The organism is Variovorax sp. LjRoot290 (genome assembly GCF_964253985.1).
Classification (GTDB): Bacteria; Pseudomonadota; Gammaproteobacteria; order Burkholderiales; family Burkholderiaceae_C; genus Variovorax.
Genome location: NZ_CAXURW020000002.1, coordinates 1422443 through 1436620, shown reverse-complemented (window position 1 = coordinate 1436620; position 14178 = coordinate 1422443). Strand labels below are relative to the sequence as shown.

Here is a 14178-nt window from a genome sequence, read left to right as displayed (position 1 = left end):
GGAGGCATAGAAGCGCGTGCCGAGGGCCACACCACCGGCACCAAGCATCAGCGCATGGCGCGATTCCGCCCTCACCCGTCACGTTCACGCCGAACGCGTCCAAAGCCGGCTACAACGCGGCGGTCACAATGATCTCGACCCGCAGGTCCGGCGCCGCGAGCCTGGCCTCGCAGGTCGCACGGGTGGGCATCGCATCGTCAGGTATCCATGCCGCCCAGGCCGCGTTCAGGCCGGTGAAATCGCGCTCGATGTCCTGCAGCCAGATTTGGACCGACAGCAGGCGCGACTTGTTCGTGCCGACGCTCGCGAGGTAGCCGTCGATCTTGGCGAGGATGTCGGCGGTCTGCGCCTGTGCGTCGCCGCTGCGATCGGTCGCGGTGACCCCGGCGACGTAGACCACCGAGTTGTGCACGACGATGCGGGAAAGGCGTGCGTTGGAGTCGTAGCGCTGGATGTCGCTCATGATGAACTTCCTTCTTGGAGTGGTTGAAACGATGCAGCCGCTCGACGCGCGAAGCGGTCGACGGCGAAGGGTTCGATGGGCAGCGTGCTGCGGCCTTCCGTCACGAGCTCGGCGACGATCTGCCCGCCGATCGGCCCGAGCTCGAAGCCGTGTGCGGAGAAGCCGAAGGCATGGACGAGGTTCGGTGCCGCGCGGCTCGGGCCGATCACGGGGATGCCGTCGGGCATGAAGGCCTCGACGCCGGCCCAGGCGCGGTTGACGCCAAGCGGCTTCAGGTGCGGGAACAGGGCGGTCACCGTGCGCGCGCTGCTCGCCAGCTTGGGCATGTCGACGATGCCGTGGCGCGCATCGAGATCGGCGGTGCAGCGCAGGCCGCCGCCGATCAGCACCGTGCCGTTCGCGAATTGCTTGAAGGACAGCGGCCGGCCGGTCGCGCCGAGCACCGGCGTGACGAAGGGCGGCGCGCGATGGGTGATCATGAGCATCAGCCCGCCGGCTTCGAGCGGCACCGCATCGCCGGCCTGCGCGGCGAGCGCGCCGGCCCAGGCGCCCGCGGTGTTGACCAGATGGGTGGCGTCGAAGCTGCCACGCGTGGTCGCCACGTGCCAGCGACCGGCACGATGGTCGATGCGTTCGACGCGCGTCACTTCGTGCACTTCGGCCCTGGCGCGCTGGGCTGCGAGGCGGAATGCGGTGACGGCGCGGTACGGCAGTGCATGGCCGTCGTCGCGAACCCAGATGCCTCCGACGACGTGCGGCGCAATGGCGGGCACGAGTTCGCGGACCTGCTGCGCGTCGACGAGTTCTTCATGATCGAAGCCGAGCGACTGGAGATGCGCGACGGTGTCGCGCAGCATCTGCAGCTCATCGTCGGTTTCGGCAATCTTCAACTGGCCGCTGGGCGCGAAACCCGCGTCGTCGCCGACGAGCTCTGCCAGGTGGTGCCACAGCGTGCGCGACGCCAGCGCAAGCGGGATCTCGGCGACGTGGCGGCCCAGCGTGCGCACGCCGCCCGCGTTCACGCCGGACGCATGGCGGCCGCAGAATTCGGCCTCCAGCACGATGACCTCGAGTCCGCGCCGCGCGAGGTGCAGCGCGCTCGACAGGCCGTGCAGGCCGCCGCCGACGACGATCGCGTCCGCCGATCGCTTCATGCCACGCTTCGATCCGCGCCGGCGAGTTCGCCCAGCGAGATCGGCTTGATGGGCGGTCGGATTCGGTAGTAGCCCACTTCCGCCGGGGTCACCCCGCGCGCCTCCGCGATCAGCTCGGTCACGGTCAGGCCGCATTGGCGCCCCTGGCACGGGCCCATGCCGCAACGCCCGAAGGCCTTCGCCTGGTTCGGTCCATGGCAGCCGAGCTCCACGAAATGCCGGATGTCGCCGGCGGCGACTTCCTCGCAGCGGCACACGATCACGTCGTCGGCCGGAATGCGATTGGCCTTCTTGGGCCGGTACAGGGCATCGAGAAAGGGACGGATGCGCAGCTGGTCGCGCAACGCCGAACGAAGCGGTCCAGCGAGCCCGTCGCGCTCGCCGAGCGTGATTCGGCCGAGCGCATGCATCGCACCGAGCGCCGCGAGCTCGCCCTGCAGCGCCGCTGCCAGCGCGCCGCCGATGCCAAGACCATCGCCGGCAACATGGATGCCGGGCACGTCCAGCGCGCCCCAGGCGTCCGCCTCGGGCTGCCAGCAGAGCTGCGCATCGTCCCATTTGTGTTTGGCCCGTAGCGACCAAGTGAACTGCGTGTTCGGCACGACGCCGTGGTGCAGGAGCAGCGTCGAGGTCTCGATGCGATGGGCCTTGCCGCCGATCGTGAAGCGCAGCGCCTCGACCCCGTCCCGGCCTTGCGCAGCGAGGTTCTCCGCACCGGTATGGAATGGCACACCGGCGCGCTTGAGCACGCGCATGAGCGACAGACCCTTCTTCAGATAACGCCAGCCGGCAAGCGCGCCGCCGAGGTGCGGGAGCGCGCGGCGGTAGTCCTCGATCGATGTCGTGTCGACCAGTGCGCGGATGGGCACGCCGGCGCGCACGTACTGGCAGCCGAGCAGGTAGAGGAGCGGTCCGCAGCCCGCCAGCACGACGGGCTCGACCGGCACCACATCGGCGCTCTTCAGGAGGATCTGCGCGGCACCTGCGGTGAGCACGCCCGGCAGCGTCCAGCCCGGGATCGGGAACGGACGCTCCATGGCGCCGGAGCAGAGCACGACACGTTCGGCCTGGAGTGTCGCGGTCGCACCGTCATGCAGGTAATGCACCGCACCTTCGGGCGTCACCTGCCAGACGGCTGCATTCGTGACGTGCCGGGCACCGCTCGCGGCGAAGGCCTCGGCAAGCGAGCGGCCGGCGGCGTAGTCCGGCCCGAGCAGGTCGACCCGGCGTGCCGGCGCGTCGGTGATGGCGCGGTAGATCTGGCCGCCCACAGCGCGTTGCTCGTCGAGCACCACGACATGGGCGCCGAGCCGCGCGGCGACGATGGCAGCCGACATGCCAGCCGGGCCGGCGCCGACGATGGCGATATCGCAACGCTCACTCGACATGCGCGGCCTCCTCGGAAACGGCGGCCCCGCCGCAATCCAAGGAACGCAGCCCCGCCTGCGTTCTCACCTGCATGCCCTCGGTCACCGCGACGAGGCAGCTCTGCCGGTTCGGCTGCCCGTCGATCTCGACGAGGCAATCGAAGCACGCGCCCATCATGCAATAGGGCGCGCGCGGCGCGCCGCTCACGGGCGTGGTGCGAAAGGTCGAGACGCCGTTGGCAAGCAAGGCCGCCGCCACGCTGCAGCCGACCGGCGCCCGCATGGCGCGGCCATCGAAGTAGAGGCCGACCGTGGGCTCGCCGCGCGGCGAAGCGTCGATCGGAAAGAGGGGGCGAAAGCGGACGTTAATGGGCATGGTGGAAGGTTTCGTTGCCGTTGAGGAAGCGGTCGCCGCCGAAGGACTCGATGCCGACCGGGACGCCGTGCCCGGCACTGCCGGCGATCCATGGCGCGATCGAGAAGACGTGGTTGGCAGCCAGGGTCACGCCGCTGTGGCAGGTCACGACAAAGGCGCCCGGGCATTGCGTCGATGCCTGGTAGATGGGGAAGCCGTCGGGCGTCATCACGCGCAACGCACCCCATGCGCGCACGAGGCGCAGGCTCTCCAGCGCCGGGAAACTGCGCACCCCGCGGCGCGCGATGGTGCTGAGCACGTCGACGGTCGTACCGTCGTCGAGCCCGACGTCCTCCAGCGAGTCGCCGAGCTGGACCGTGCCTTCGTCCGTCTGGCGCACGTAGGTGGTCGGATGGTCGAGGAACCTGGCGACGCGCTCGCCGACCAGCACCTGGCCCCGGTTGGGCCGCACCGGCGCGTGCAGGCCGACCTGCGGCGCCAGCTCGCGGTTGCCGAGGCCGGCCGCGAGCACCACGCGCGGCGCGCGCCATGTGGTCGCCCCCGCCTCGAGCTCGAAGCCGTTCGCCCGCGGCGTGATGCGCGTCGCGCGGCTGCCGTGCGCGAAATGCACGCCGCGATGCCGGCAGGCCGCGTGCAGCGCCCGCAAGAGCTTCAGCGGATTGGCATGACCGTCCATCGGCGTGTAGCTCGCGCCCGCGACTTCAGGTCCGATGCCCGGCAGCCGCGTCCTGAGCGACGCGTGGTCGAGCATCTCGAAGGCGTAGTCGCCATCGAGTGCATCGCGGATGCTGCGCAGCCGCTCTTCACGGCTTTGCAGCTCATCGTCGGAAAAGCAGAAGTGAAAGCCGCCGGGCTGGCGCAGCTGCACGTCGACGCCGCCGTCGTCGGCCAGCGCGCGGGCGAGCTGCGGCCATTGCGCGGCGGACGTCATCGTCCAGCGCGCGTACGGCGCCATGCCGAAGCCCTTGCCCTGGACCCATACGAGTCCGAAGTTGCCGCGCGACGCGCGGAACGCATCGTCGCCCTCGTCGAGGACGGTGACGCGAATGCCGTTGCGTGCCGCGCCGTAGGCCAGCGCGGTGCCGACCAGGCCGCCGCCGACGACGATCAAATCACTTGTGTTCATGGAGTGCAGAAAAAAAGGAAGCGCCCGGATGCGGGCAAACCGCGCTCAGCCCTTGCCGATCAGCACGCGGTCGAGGCCGACGAGCCGGTCGAGCAGCACCATCAGCACCACCGTGCCGGCGATGAGCACGGTCGACACCGATGCAACCAGCGGGTCGATGGTCTGGGCGATCTGGTTGTACATGGCGACCGGCAGCGTCGTGGTGCCGGGCGTGGCGACGAAGACCGTCATGGTGAGTTCGTCGAAGCTCTGGATGAAGGCGAGCATCCAGCCGCCAACCACGCCAGGGAGGATCAGCGGCAGCACGATGCGACGAAACGCGGTCATGCGGCTCGCGCCGAGCGAGAGCCCCGCCTTCTCGGCATCGCGATCGAGGCCCGTGGCCGAGGCCAGCACCAGCCGCAGCGCGTACGGCATCACCACGACGACGTGTGTCAGCGAGAGCCACACGAACGAGCCCGACACGCCGATGGTGGTGAAGAAGCGCAGGAAGGCCACGCCCAGCACGACGTGCGGGATCATCAGCGGCGACATGAAGAAGGCCGCGATCGCGCCGCGCCCGGCAAAACGGTATCGCACGAGCGCGAGCGCCGCCGGCACCGCCAGCACCACGGCGACGGTCGCGCTCGCGAGGCCGAGCCAGAGCGACAGCCAGAACGCGTTGACCAGTTCGGTGGCACCGCCGATGGCGCGGAACCAGCGCAGCGAGAAGCCGTCGGTCGGCAGCGAGATGTAGCCCTTGCCGGTGAACGAGACGAGCACCACCACCACCAGCGGCGCCAGGATGAAGGCGATGAAGATCGTGTGATAGACGAGAGAGAGCAGTCCGTTCTTGCGCATGTCGTGCTCCTTCTCAGCCTTCGAAGACCTGCGCGTAGCGCCGCTCGAGCCAGCGGTTGAAGCCGGCGATGACGATGACGTTGGCGATCAGCAGCAGGATCGCGATCGACGCGCCCAGCGGCCAGTTCAGGGTGCTGAGGAACTCGTCGTACGCGGCGGTGGCGACCACCTTGAGCCGGCGCCCGCCGAGGATGGCCGGCGTCGCGAAGGCCGACGCCGCGAGCGCGAACACGATGATCGCGCCCGACAGGATGCCCGGCACGATTTGCGGCAGGATGATGCGCCGGAACACCGTGAAAGGCGCAGCACCGAAGGAGAGCCCCGCATTCTCGACCTGCGGATCGAGCTTCTGCAGCGAGGCCCATACCGAGATCACCATGAACGGCATCAGCACATGCGTGAGCGCGATGACCACCCCCGTCATCGTGAACAGCAGCCGCACCGGTTCGTCCGTCAGGCCGAGCGCCTGCAGGCCCGCGTTGATGAGCCCGTTGTTGCCCATGAGGATGGCCCAGCCCAGCGTGCGAACCACGACCGATACCAGCAGCGGGCCGAGGATGACGACCAGGAAGATGCCCCGCCACGGCGCCTTCATGCGCGACAGGATGATCGTTTCCGGCACGCCGAACAGCACCGACAGCAGCGTGACCGCCAGCGCCAGGCCGGCCGTGCGCAGGAAGATCTCGTAGTAGTACGGGTCCGAGAAGACCTCGAGGTAGTTGCGCGCGGTGAAGTCCGGCAGCACACCGCGCGTGCCGTCGAACGAGTGCAACGACAGCACCGCGGTGAGCGCAAGCGGAATCACCAGCAGCCCGAGGAACAGCAGCAGCGCGGGTGCGCTCAGGAGCCAGGGCGCGGAGCCGGCGCGCGGCTCGACCGACTTCGACGGCGACGCGGCCCGGGCCGGCGCGCCAGTCACGAGAGCGGTGGCGGCCTCAGCCATGCGCGACCTCCGTGTCGAGCAGGCGCAGGTCGTCGTCCAGCCAATGCACGGCGACCGCCTCGCCTTCGGCCGGCGGCACCGAGCCGATGTTGGGGTGACTCACGCGCATGGGCCCGAGCGCGCTGTCGACCTCGACCAGCCAGTGGTTGCCGAGGAACAGGCGCGTGCGGATCGTGGCCGGGATGCCGTGCGCGGCCGAGGCCGGCGCGAGCCGCACCTTCTCGGGCCGCACGTAGACGTTGACCTCGCGCGCGAGCGGCTTCTCCTGGTGCGGCACGTGCAGCAGCGAATCGCCGACGCGCACCTCGCAGCAGCGCGCATTGCGCGCTTCGACCACGCCCTTGAGCACATTCGTCTTGCCAAGGAAGGACGATGCGAACGCCGATTCGGGCCGCTCGTACGCCTCGTACGGCGTAGCGAGCTGCACGATGCGTCCGCCATGCATGACGGCGATGCGATCGCTCATCGTCATGGCCTCGACCTGGTCGTGCGTGACCAGGATCGTGGTGATGCCGAGATGGCGCTGGATGCTGCGCAACTCGACGTGCATGTCCTCGCGAAGCTTCGCGTCGAGGTTCGACATGGGTTCGTCCAGCAGCAGCACCGCGGGTCGCACCGCCAGCGCACGCGCGATGGCGACCCGCTGCCGCTGCCCGCCAGAGAGTTCCTTCGGGTAACGCTTGCCGAGGCCCGGCAGCCGCACGAGCTCGAGCGTCTCGTCGACGCGTTTGAGCTTTTCCGCGCGCGGGATGCCGCGCATCTCAAGGCCGAAGCCGATGTTCTCGGCCACGGTCATGTGCGGGAAGAGCGCGTAGCTCTGGAACACCACGCCCATGCCGCGCCTCTCCGGCCGCATGCCCGTGATGTCGGCGCCGTCGAGGCGGATGCGCCCGCGCGTCGGCTCGACGAAGCCCGCGACCATCTGCAGGGTGGTGGTCTTGCCGCAGCCCGAAGGGCCGAGCAGCGAGATGAACTCGCCACGCTCAACCTCGAGGCTCAGGCTCTCCACCGCGCGGAAGTCGCCGAAAGCCTTGCCGAGTTGATCGAGTTGAAGGAAGGTCATGAAGGGGGCCCGGGTTCAGCAGCGCGGTTGCAAGCTCAGCGTTCGACGGTGCGGTTCCAGCGGTTGGTCCACTCGGCGCGCTTCTCGTTGACGACGGTCCAGTCGGTGGGCAGCAGCTTGTCGATCTGCTCCTTGCCGTAAGGCACCTTGGCGGCGACGGCCGGCTCGAGCTTGGCCTTGCTGTTGGCCGGGCCCCAGCCCTGCGTGTCAGCGAGGATGGCCTGCACCTCGGGCGTCAGGAGATACTGGACGAAGGCCTGCGAGAGCGCCGGGGCGCTGTTCTGTGCCACCGGGCAGGCGGCCGTCAGCAAGGCCGGCGCGCCTTCCTTCGGAACGACGAACTGCACCGGGAAGCCCGTGTCCTTCAGCGCCTGCACCCGGCCGCTGCCCCACACGGCCAACATGATGTCGTTGTTCTGGAACAGCTCGGTCATCTTGCCCGGCGACGGCTCCCACGCCAGCACGTTGGGTCCGACTTCGCGCGTCATCGCGGTGAAGCCGGGGTCGATGTTCTTGTCGCCGCCCTTGCGCAGCTTGGCGAAGGTCAGCAGCGTCTGCAGGCCGTACGTGTTGCTGATCGGCGGGATCGCGACCTTCTGCTTGAAGCGCTTGTCGGTCAGCACTTCCCATGAATCCGGCGCGGGCAGGTTCGCCTTCTTGAAGGCTTCGGTGTTGTAGGCGATGCCGGTGGCGACGATGCCGATGCCAACCGCGCTGTCGGTCATGCGCGCGACCGGGTACAGGTCCTTCAGCACCGCCGGGTTGCCCAGCTTGTCGCAGAAGCCGAATTGCACCGCCTGGTACATCGGGCCGTCGTCGAGCAGCACGACGTTGAGTTCCTGCTTGCCCTTTTGCGCCTGCAGCTTGGCCAGCGTGTCGGTCGAGTTGCCCGGCACGTAGACGATCTTGGCGTTGTTCTTGGCTTCGAACGCGGGGATCAGCCTCTCCTTGAAGGCCTTCTCGGTCGACCCGCCGTAGGAGCCGACATACAGCGTGGTGGGATCGGCCGACGCGCTGGTCGCTGCGGTCAGGGCGCCGAGTGCCAGCGCTGCGGAGACGGCCACATTCACGGCCGCGGAAACGGGACGAAGCATCATGGGATTTCCTTTGTTGCGCACCAAGAAGTCGGGGTTTTCCCCATCATGATGCGTTTTGCTTATGGCGCACCAGGATGGAATCTGCGGTTGGTTTCACTCGCAGCTCGGAGATTAGTCATTCGATCTCCAACTGAACAATCGTTTTTTTTCGGATACCCATAACATTGGCGTATGGAGTTGCTCATATGAAGATTCGTCAGTTGGAAGCCTTTCGCGCCGTGATGCAGTGGCAAACCGTGACACGTGCGGCCGAGTCGCTGCACGTGTCGCAGCCGGCCGTCACGCGGCTCATTGCGGACCTGGAGGAAAGCGTCGGGTTCGCGCTCTTCCTGCGCGTGCGAGGGCGCCTGCAACCCACGGCGGAAGCCGAGGCGCTGAACGAGGAGGTCGAGCGGTCTTTGCTCGGCATGGAACGCATCGCGCGAACCGCCGACGAGATACGTTCGCTGCAGCGTGGCGCGCTGCGCATCGCTGCAGCCCCGGCGCTGGCGCTGTCGTTCCTGCCGCGCGCCATCGCGACGTTCCTGCGCGAGCACAGCGACATCCGCATATCGCTCGCCAACCATTCGTCACGGACCGTGGTCGACTTGGTGGTGGGCGAGCGCTGCGACGTCGGCTTCGTCGTCCTGCCGATGAGCCACTCCAGCACGCACGGCGAGCAGCTGATCGCGACCCGGATGGTCTGCGTGATGCGGAGCGATCACCGGCTCGCGAGGAAAAAGGTGATCCGCCCCGCAGACCTGGCCGGCGAGCACTTCGTCTCGCATCCGCATGCGATCGAATCGCGGCTGCACATCGACGCGCTCTTCGCGTCCTACGGCATCGAGCGCGAGCTACAGGTAGAGACGCAGGTGTCGGCCGGCATTTGCGCCATGGTGGCTGCCGGCCTCGGCGTGTCGCTGGTCGACCCGATCACCGCGCTGGAGCACCGCGGCAGGGGCCTGACCTTCCTGCCGTTCGAGCCAGTCATGGTCACGGAATTCTCCGTGCTGACGCCGGCGCGGCGCACCTCATCGATGTTGGTGAGCGCCTTCGTCGATCATGTCCGGAGGTTTGCGGTGCAAGAGTTGGATCCGAAGTTCGTGAGCACCTAGTTCAGCAGGCACCGCCGCTGACTTTGCGTCAGCGCTGCATGCCTTATGGGTCGGCCTTGCTGTCCTCACGATTGCGATTCCGACATCTGGTTTCGCGGATCACTGACACCCCGACTGCCTTCTTTCCCGCCTCCGCGTCAGGGATGCGCAAGGCGGCCACGGACCGTCCCGAAGGGATGAGCGCCACAGCGCGAACCTGGAACAGCCCGACCGGCGAAGCCGGTGACGTCCAACTTCCGTCGGGCGGCCGTCGCCTCGCGAGATCACCACAAGGCGTCGGGCGTCACGCGCAGATGTGCTTCCTCGGGCACATCAGCCCAGTCAGCGCAGCGCGCCAGGATCGCAGCTTCTTCGCCACGTCGAAGGCATCGGCCGCAGCGAATTCGTCCGCGGAGGTTCGCCTCCGTCCGGGAAGCCCAACGTAGCCAAGCCATCGCGCTTGAGCAATGCTTCGGCGGCTTGCATCGAGGTGACTCCCACCTTCGCGAAGACAGCCTGCGCTGCGGCGAGACCTCGGGCAATGTCGCCCGGGCTGGCGCCTGGCACGCCCTAGCCCCCTTTGAAGCTGGCGAGCTGGCCAACGATTGTTGGCACGCTTGCGGACGCGCGAAAGCGCGACTACGGCTTCTCCGCAGCAGCAGTGAACAGCTGGACCTGGGCGCGATTCGACGCTAGCGCTGGCGAGTCCATGACCGGCATCATTTCGGAAGTGCTTCGCTTCCTTGAGCCTCTTGTCGCCAAGGGGTACCTGCGCTTCTCAGGCGACAAGTACTTCGTCGTGCGGGATTCGCTGCCACCGCACGGCGGCTGAACCTGTCCAGAGGCTTCACTGCCTGCGGGCCTGTCTTGGCGATAGTTTCTGCCGCCAAAAAACCCATACGAGGGACGCCGTCGGATAGGCAAGACAACGCTGCTGGGTCAGCTTGCAAAGGGCGAGGCTAGCCTGGGGGCGAACCTCGTGCACATGCAAGTGCCCGATTCCGACGAGCGCGATGTCGCAACCACGTTCGCTCGAAGCCTTGGCGAATGCGAGCGCGACGATGCACGGGCGCTTGCGGCAAACGTGACGGATTTTGCGTCAATGGCCGGTGCCATCGGCCAGCTCTGCGATGCGGGCATGGTTGTCGTGCTGGATGAGTTCCAGTACTTCACGCGCGCCAAGCTTCATGCGTTCAATTCGTTCCTTCAGGCGCAGGTGGACCGGCTGCGCAACGCTGGTCTGCGCCGCGGCGGGCTGTTCGTGCTGGGCTCTCTTCAGTCCGAGATGAATGCCCTCCTGGACGACAAGGCAGCACCCCTGTATGGGCGCACAACGGCACAAATCCGGCTGGACCACTGGGACTTCCAGGACCTGATGGCGGTGTTCCGTAGCCAAGGTGTTGAGGAACCGCAGCGATGGCTCACGCTCTGGACCTTCTTCGAAGGGGTCCCAAAGTTCTATCACGATGCATTCGAGCAGGACCTGTTCGCGGCACCCGCGGCGGACCTCGCTCGGGAGCTGCTGACCCGAATGTTCGTGCGCGGCTCCAGCCCGTTGTCTGAAGAGGCCGACACGTGGTTCCTGCGCGAACTGCGCGGCCGAGCCGTTTCCATATTGCACTACCTGGCCGACCACGCAGGTTGCAGCAATGGAGACCTGGTCACGGCGTTGAACGACCCTCACGACAAGACGCCACTAGGCACGCACATCAGCCGGCTCGTCAACGACTACCGCATGGTGGACAAGCTCCATCCTGTGTTCTCGGACAGCAAGAGCCGAAATGCGCGCTACTACCTCGCCGACAATTTCCTGCAGGCGTGGCTTGCAGTGGCGAAGCCCGCTCGTGAAGCCGCGCGGCTCAAACCGTTGGACAAAGCACTGGCGCCGGCTTGAGGTTCTCGAGGGCTTCTCCTTCGAAAAGCTGGTGCGCGGCCTGCATACCGAGATGTCTCGCAAAGGCCTCGGCGACTTCGAGCTGTCTGAGCTCAGGCTCGGTTACTGGAATAGGCCTCGGGACGTGGCCCGTAGCATCGAGATAGACCTTGTCGCGCTGGATGAGGCCAGCAAGCGTATTCGCTTCGGCTCCTGTAAGCGCACCGCTGGCGCGCACGACAACGCGGCCCTCGAGGTCTTCGACCAGCATGTCGCGGGATTCATGGCTGCACGCGAGCACAAACACCTGAGCAACTGGACGCAGGAGAGAGTCGTCTTCTCGCCCGAGTTCACCTCTGAGCAGCGTGCCGCCCTCGTTAGTCGAGGGTATGGATGCAAAGACCTGCATGACTACGCCGCTTTCGTCTGAGAGCCCTGGTGCTCGAAAGTCGCCCGCGCCTCAAACTCGATTCCTGCGCGGCGGGCCGGCCGGGATTGGCTACATTCGGCCAAGCGGACCTACGTCACGGCGGTCCAGTTTCGCGTTGAGCGGTGATTGGGACCGGTCGATCGCCGGCTACAGTCGGCCAGCAATGACGTCGCAAACCGTGCCGCGCCCAACGACAATCCGGTGCCTATGAAGACCACTTCTTATGGGGTGCTCATCCTGAACGAGCAAGGTCAGCTCCTGCTGGCGCACGCCACCGGGCAGAAGCACTGGGACATCCCAAAGGGTGGCGCGGAAGAAGGCGAGTCTCCGCGCGAGGCGGCCATCCGCGAAGTCCGGGAAGAAACGGGCATCGAACTGATTGCGGATTCGATGGAGGAGCTTGGGCGCATGCTTTACCTCTCCCGAAAGGACCTACACCTTTTCCGTGTCGTCCTGCACACGCGCAACTGCGACATCGCGGCATGCAAATGCACGAGCTTCTTTCCTCACCACGCGTCAGGCGTGATGACCCCCGAAGTGGACCAGTTTAGGTGGGTGGACATTGCGGATGTACCGGCGCTTGCTGCAAAGTCGATGACTGCGCTGCTTCGGTCGCTGCCGGGCTTCGAAGCGATGCCGCCGGTCGAAGGCTAGGAACGCAACAAGATGCCAAAGCGCACGAGCAAACGGACTAGCTTCGAAGCTGAGAGCGAGCGAGAGCCGTTCACGCGACGCATGCAGAGGCAACTTAGGCGCCTTGCTCTTGAGCGTGCACCTGTTGCAATCGAGAAGTTGGAAGGCGTAGCGAGTGAAGAAGACCGCTTTTACGCGCTGCCGGGTGCGGCTGTCGCAGCCTTCAATCTTGAGCGCTACGACTTGGCAGAACAGCTCGCCCGGAGCTTGCTTGACCTTGCGACTTCCTTTGAGCGGAACTGGAACCACGGCAATGCCATTCATTTTGCGCACACCGTCCTGGGCCTCCTTGCGGTGCGACAGGACGAACTGCTGCTTGGTATACAGGAGCTCAAAGCGTCCGGCGAAACCAGCGGGTCGCCTCAACTCGGTTCGTTCGGGCCAAGCATGCAGCTCGCAAAAGAGCTGCTGAAGCACGGGGAGTTCGGGTCAGTTCTTAGCTATTTTCAACAGTGCAGAGTCTTCTGGAAGATGGGTGGCGCGTGGTTGGACATTTGGGAGCGAAAGGTCCGAGCAGGCTCCGTGCCCAACTTTGTCATGCACAGCTACCGATAGCCGGCAGAATCCGGCCCAAGAGCGGACGAAGTTGACCAGAAGCTATCGGCACCAACACACAGCACCCAACGTCATGCTTCAAAACACAGTGGCGCACAAACAGGCGGGATGGAAGCGCCCCCGAAGGCTCTCAGTTCTTGCAAGTTCCGCGGCGAGGCAGCATCAGCTCGCAGCAGCGCTGGGCAACGCGCGCCCCGAGAAGAACGCCGAAAGATTGTCCAGCACCCTTCGGCCCATGGCTTCCCGGGTCTGCACCGTCGAACTCGCGATGTGCGGTGCGAGCACCACGTTGTCGAGCGTGAGGAGGTCGACCGGCACACGCGGCTCGTCCTCGAAAACGTCGAGGGCGGCGCCGGCGATCTGCTTTCCCTTCAATGCGTCGACAAGGGCCGCTTCGTCGACCACCGTTCCCCTGGCCACGTTCACCAGATAGCCTTTGGCGCCCAGTGCATCGAGCACCGCGGCATCCACGAGGTGGCGGGTACCCGGACCGCCCGCTGTGATGATCACGAGGAAGTCCGCCCAGCGCGCAAGATCGAGCAACTGAGGTTCATAGGCCCAATCGACGCCTTCCACAGCCCGCCGTGTGTGGTACCGAACTTCCATGTCGAATCCCAGCGCGCGCCGGGCGATCGTCCGGCCGATGCGGCCGAGGCCCACGAGTCCGAGCTTCGCGCCACTCACCTGCCGGCCCAGGGGAAAGGGCGAGTGGCCGCCACCCTGCCAGCCTTTCGCGCGTACGTAGCGGTCCGCCTCCGGCAGCCGCCGCGCCACCGACAGCAGCAGTCCCATGGCCATGTCCGCGACGCAGTCGTTGAGAACATCCGGGGTGTAGCCGACGGGTATTCCGCGCTGCGCCGCGGCGGTGAGGTCCAGGCGATCGAGGCCGACGCCAAAGCTCGAGATGACCCGCAGGTTGGGCAGCAAGCCGATCAAGCCAGCGTCGGCACCGCTGGCCGCCGATGTCACCACCCCTGTGATCTCCGCGCCGCGCTCGGCGAGAAAGGCATCGCGCTCAGGTCCGCGCCCGGGCAGGCGATGCACGATGTAGCTTTCGGCGAGTGCGCGCTCCAGCGAAGGCAGCAGCGCGATGGTCTGGAGGAGGACGGGACGGTCGGTCATCTT

The 14178-nt window shown here is 66.7% G+C and carries 16 protein-coding genes; 6 read left to right on the top strand and 10 right to left on the bottom strand.

All coding sequences use genetic code 11. The features are described from left to right. Positions 1 to 109: 109 nt before the first annotated feature. The 9 genes from ACSQ9A_RS35955 to ACSQ9A_RS35915 are packed head-to-tail and all read right to left on the bottom strand — an operon-like array spanning position 110 to position 8429. Positions 110 to 463, bottom strand: coding sequence for a RidA family protein (locus ACSQ9A_RS35955; protein WP_436307498.1), 354 nt, complete (start codon positions 461 to 463; stop codon positions 110 to 112). Next, entirely contained in the window at positions 460 to 1617 is a 1158-nt protein-coding gene (locus ACSQ9A_RS35950) for an NAD(P)/FAD-dependent oxidoreductase (RefSeq protein WP_436307497.1), read from the bottom strand. Before ACSQ9A_RS35950 ends, ACSQ9A_RS35955 begins: the two co-directional genes overlap by 4 nt. Beyond that, positions 1614 to 3005 (bottom strand): FAD-dependent oxidoreductase, encoded by a 1392-nt coding sequence (locus ACSQ9A_RS35945; RefSeq protein WP_436307496.1) that lies wholly within the window; start codon positions 3003 to 3005, stop codon positions 1614 to 1616. The genes ACSQ9A_RS35950 and ACSQ9A_RS35945 overlap by 4 nt, the downstream gene beginning before the upstream one ends. Further along, positions 2995 to 3360, bottom strand: coding sequence for a (2Fe-2S)-binding protein (locus ACSQ9A_RS35940; RefSeq protein ID WP_093110676.1), 366 nt, complete (start codon positions 3358 to 3360; stop codon positions 2995 to 2997). The genes ACSQ9A_RS35945 and ACSQ9A_RS35940 overlap by 11 nt, the downstream gene beginning before the upstream one ends. Further along, a complete protein-coding gene (locus ACSQ9A_RS35935; RefSeq protein WP_436307495.1) occupies positions 3350 to 4486 on the bottom strand; it encodes an NAD(P)/FAD-dependent oxidoreductase in 1137 nt (378 codons plus the stop codon). Before ACSQ9A_RS35935 ends, ACSQ9A_RS35940 begins: the two co-directional genes overlap by 11 nt. A 45-nt stretch (positions 4487 to 4531) precedes the next feature. Next, complete coding sequence (locus tag ACSQ9A_RS35930; RefSeq protein ID WP_436307494.1) at positions 4532 to 5326, bottom strand: ABC transporter permease; 795 nt, start codon at positions 5324 to 5326, stop codon at positions 4532 to 4534. A 13-nt stretch (positions 5327 to 5339) separates the two neighbouring features. Then, positions 5340 to 6269 carry an ABC transporter permease gene (locus ACSQ9A_RS35925; RefSeq protein ID WP_436307493.1) on the bottom strand — a complete coding sequence of 310 codons (930 nt, stop codon included), beginning with the start codon at positions 6267 to 6269 and terminating at the stop codon, positions 5340 to 5342. Beyond that, positions 6262 to 7332, bottom strand: a complete 1071-nt coding sequence (locus tag ACSQ9A_RS35920) for an ABC transporter ATP-binding protein (RefSeq protein WP_436307492.1) — start codon at positions 7330 to 7332, stop codon at positions 6262 to 6264. The genes ACSQ9A_RS35925 and ACSQ9A_RS35920 overlap by 8 nt, the downstream gene beginning before the upstream one ends. Positions 7333 to 7367: 35 nt before the next feature. Then, complete coding sequence (locus ACSQ9A_RS35915; RefSeq protein ID WP_436307491.1) at positions 7368 to 8429, bottom strand: ABC transporter substrate-binding protein; 1062 nt, start codon at positions 8427 to 8429, stop codon at positions 7368 to 7370. 185 nt (positions 8430 to 8614) lie between these two features. Here ACSQ9A_RS35915 and ACSQ9A_RS35910 point away from each other — a divergent pair, with 185 nt between their 5' ends. The 6 genes from ACSQ9A_RS35910 (at position 8615) to ACSQ9A_RS35885 (ending at position 13053) form a co-directional block, all read left to right on the top strand. Beyond that, positions 8615 to 9523, top strand: a complete 909-nt coding sequence (locus tag ACSQ9A_RS35910; RefSeq protein WP_093110688.1) for a LysR substrate-binding domain-containing protein — start codon at positions 8615 to 8617, stop codon at positions 9521 to 9523. A gap of 688 nt (positions 9524 to 10211) precedes the next feature. Beyond that, positions 10212 to 10334 (top strand): hypothetical protein, encoded by a 123-nt coding sequence (locus ACSQ9A_RS35905; protein ID WP_436307490.1) that lies wholly within the window; start codon positions 10212 to 10214, stop codon positions 10332 to 10334. A 153-nt stretch (positions 10335 to 10487) separates the two neighbouring features. Beyond that, complete coding sequence (locus tag ACSQ9A_RS35900) at positions 10488 to 11396, top strand: AAA family ATPase (protein ID WP_436307489.1); 909 nt, start codon at positions 10488 to 10490, stop codon at positions 11394 to 11396. Next, positions 11347 to 11805: a DUF234 domain-containing protein gene (locus ACSQ9A_RS35895; protein ID WP_436307488.1), complete on the top strand. Its 459-nt coding sequence runs from the start codon at positions 11347 to 11349 to the stop codon at positions 11803 to 11805. Before ACSQ9A_RS35900 ends, ACSQ9A_RS35895 begins: the two co-directional genes overlap by 50 nt. Before the next feature lie 207 nt (positions 11806 to 12012). Then, positions 12013 to 12459 carry an NUDIX hydrolase gene (locus ACSQ9A_RS35890; protein ID WP_436307487.1) on the top strand — a complete coding sequence of 149 codons (447 nt, stop codon included), beginning with the start codon at positions 12013 to 12015 and terminating at the stop codon, positions 12457 to 12459. A gap of 12 nt (positions 12460 to 12471) precedes the next feature. Further along, positions 12472 to 13053: a hypothetical protein gene (locus ACSQ9A_RS35885; RefSeq protein WP_436307486.1), complete on the top strand. Its 582-nt coding sequence runs from the start codon at positions 12472 to 12474 to the stop codon at positions 13051 to 13053. Positions 13054 to 13215: 162 nt separating this feature from the next. Here ACSQ9A_RS35885 and ACSQ9A_RS35880 read toward each other — a convergent pair whose 3' ends face one another. Further along, positions 13216 to 14175 (bottom strand): 2-hydroxyacid dehydrogenase, encoded by a 960-nt coding sequence (locus ACSQ9A_RS35880; protein WP_436307767.1) that lies wholly within the window; start codon positions 14173 to 14175, stop codon positions 13216 to 13218. Between the last annotated feature and the right edge of the window lie 3 nt (positions 14176 to 14178).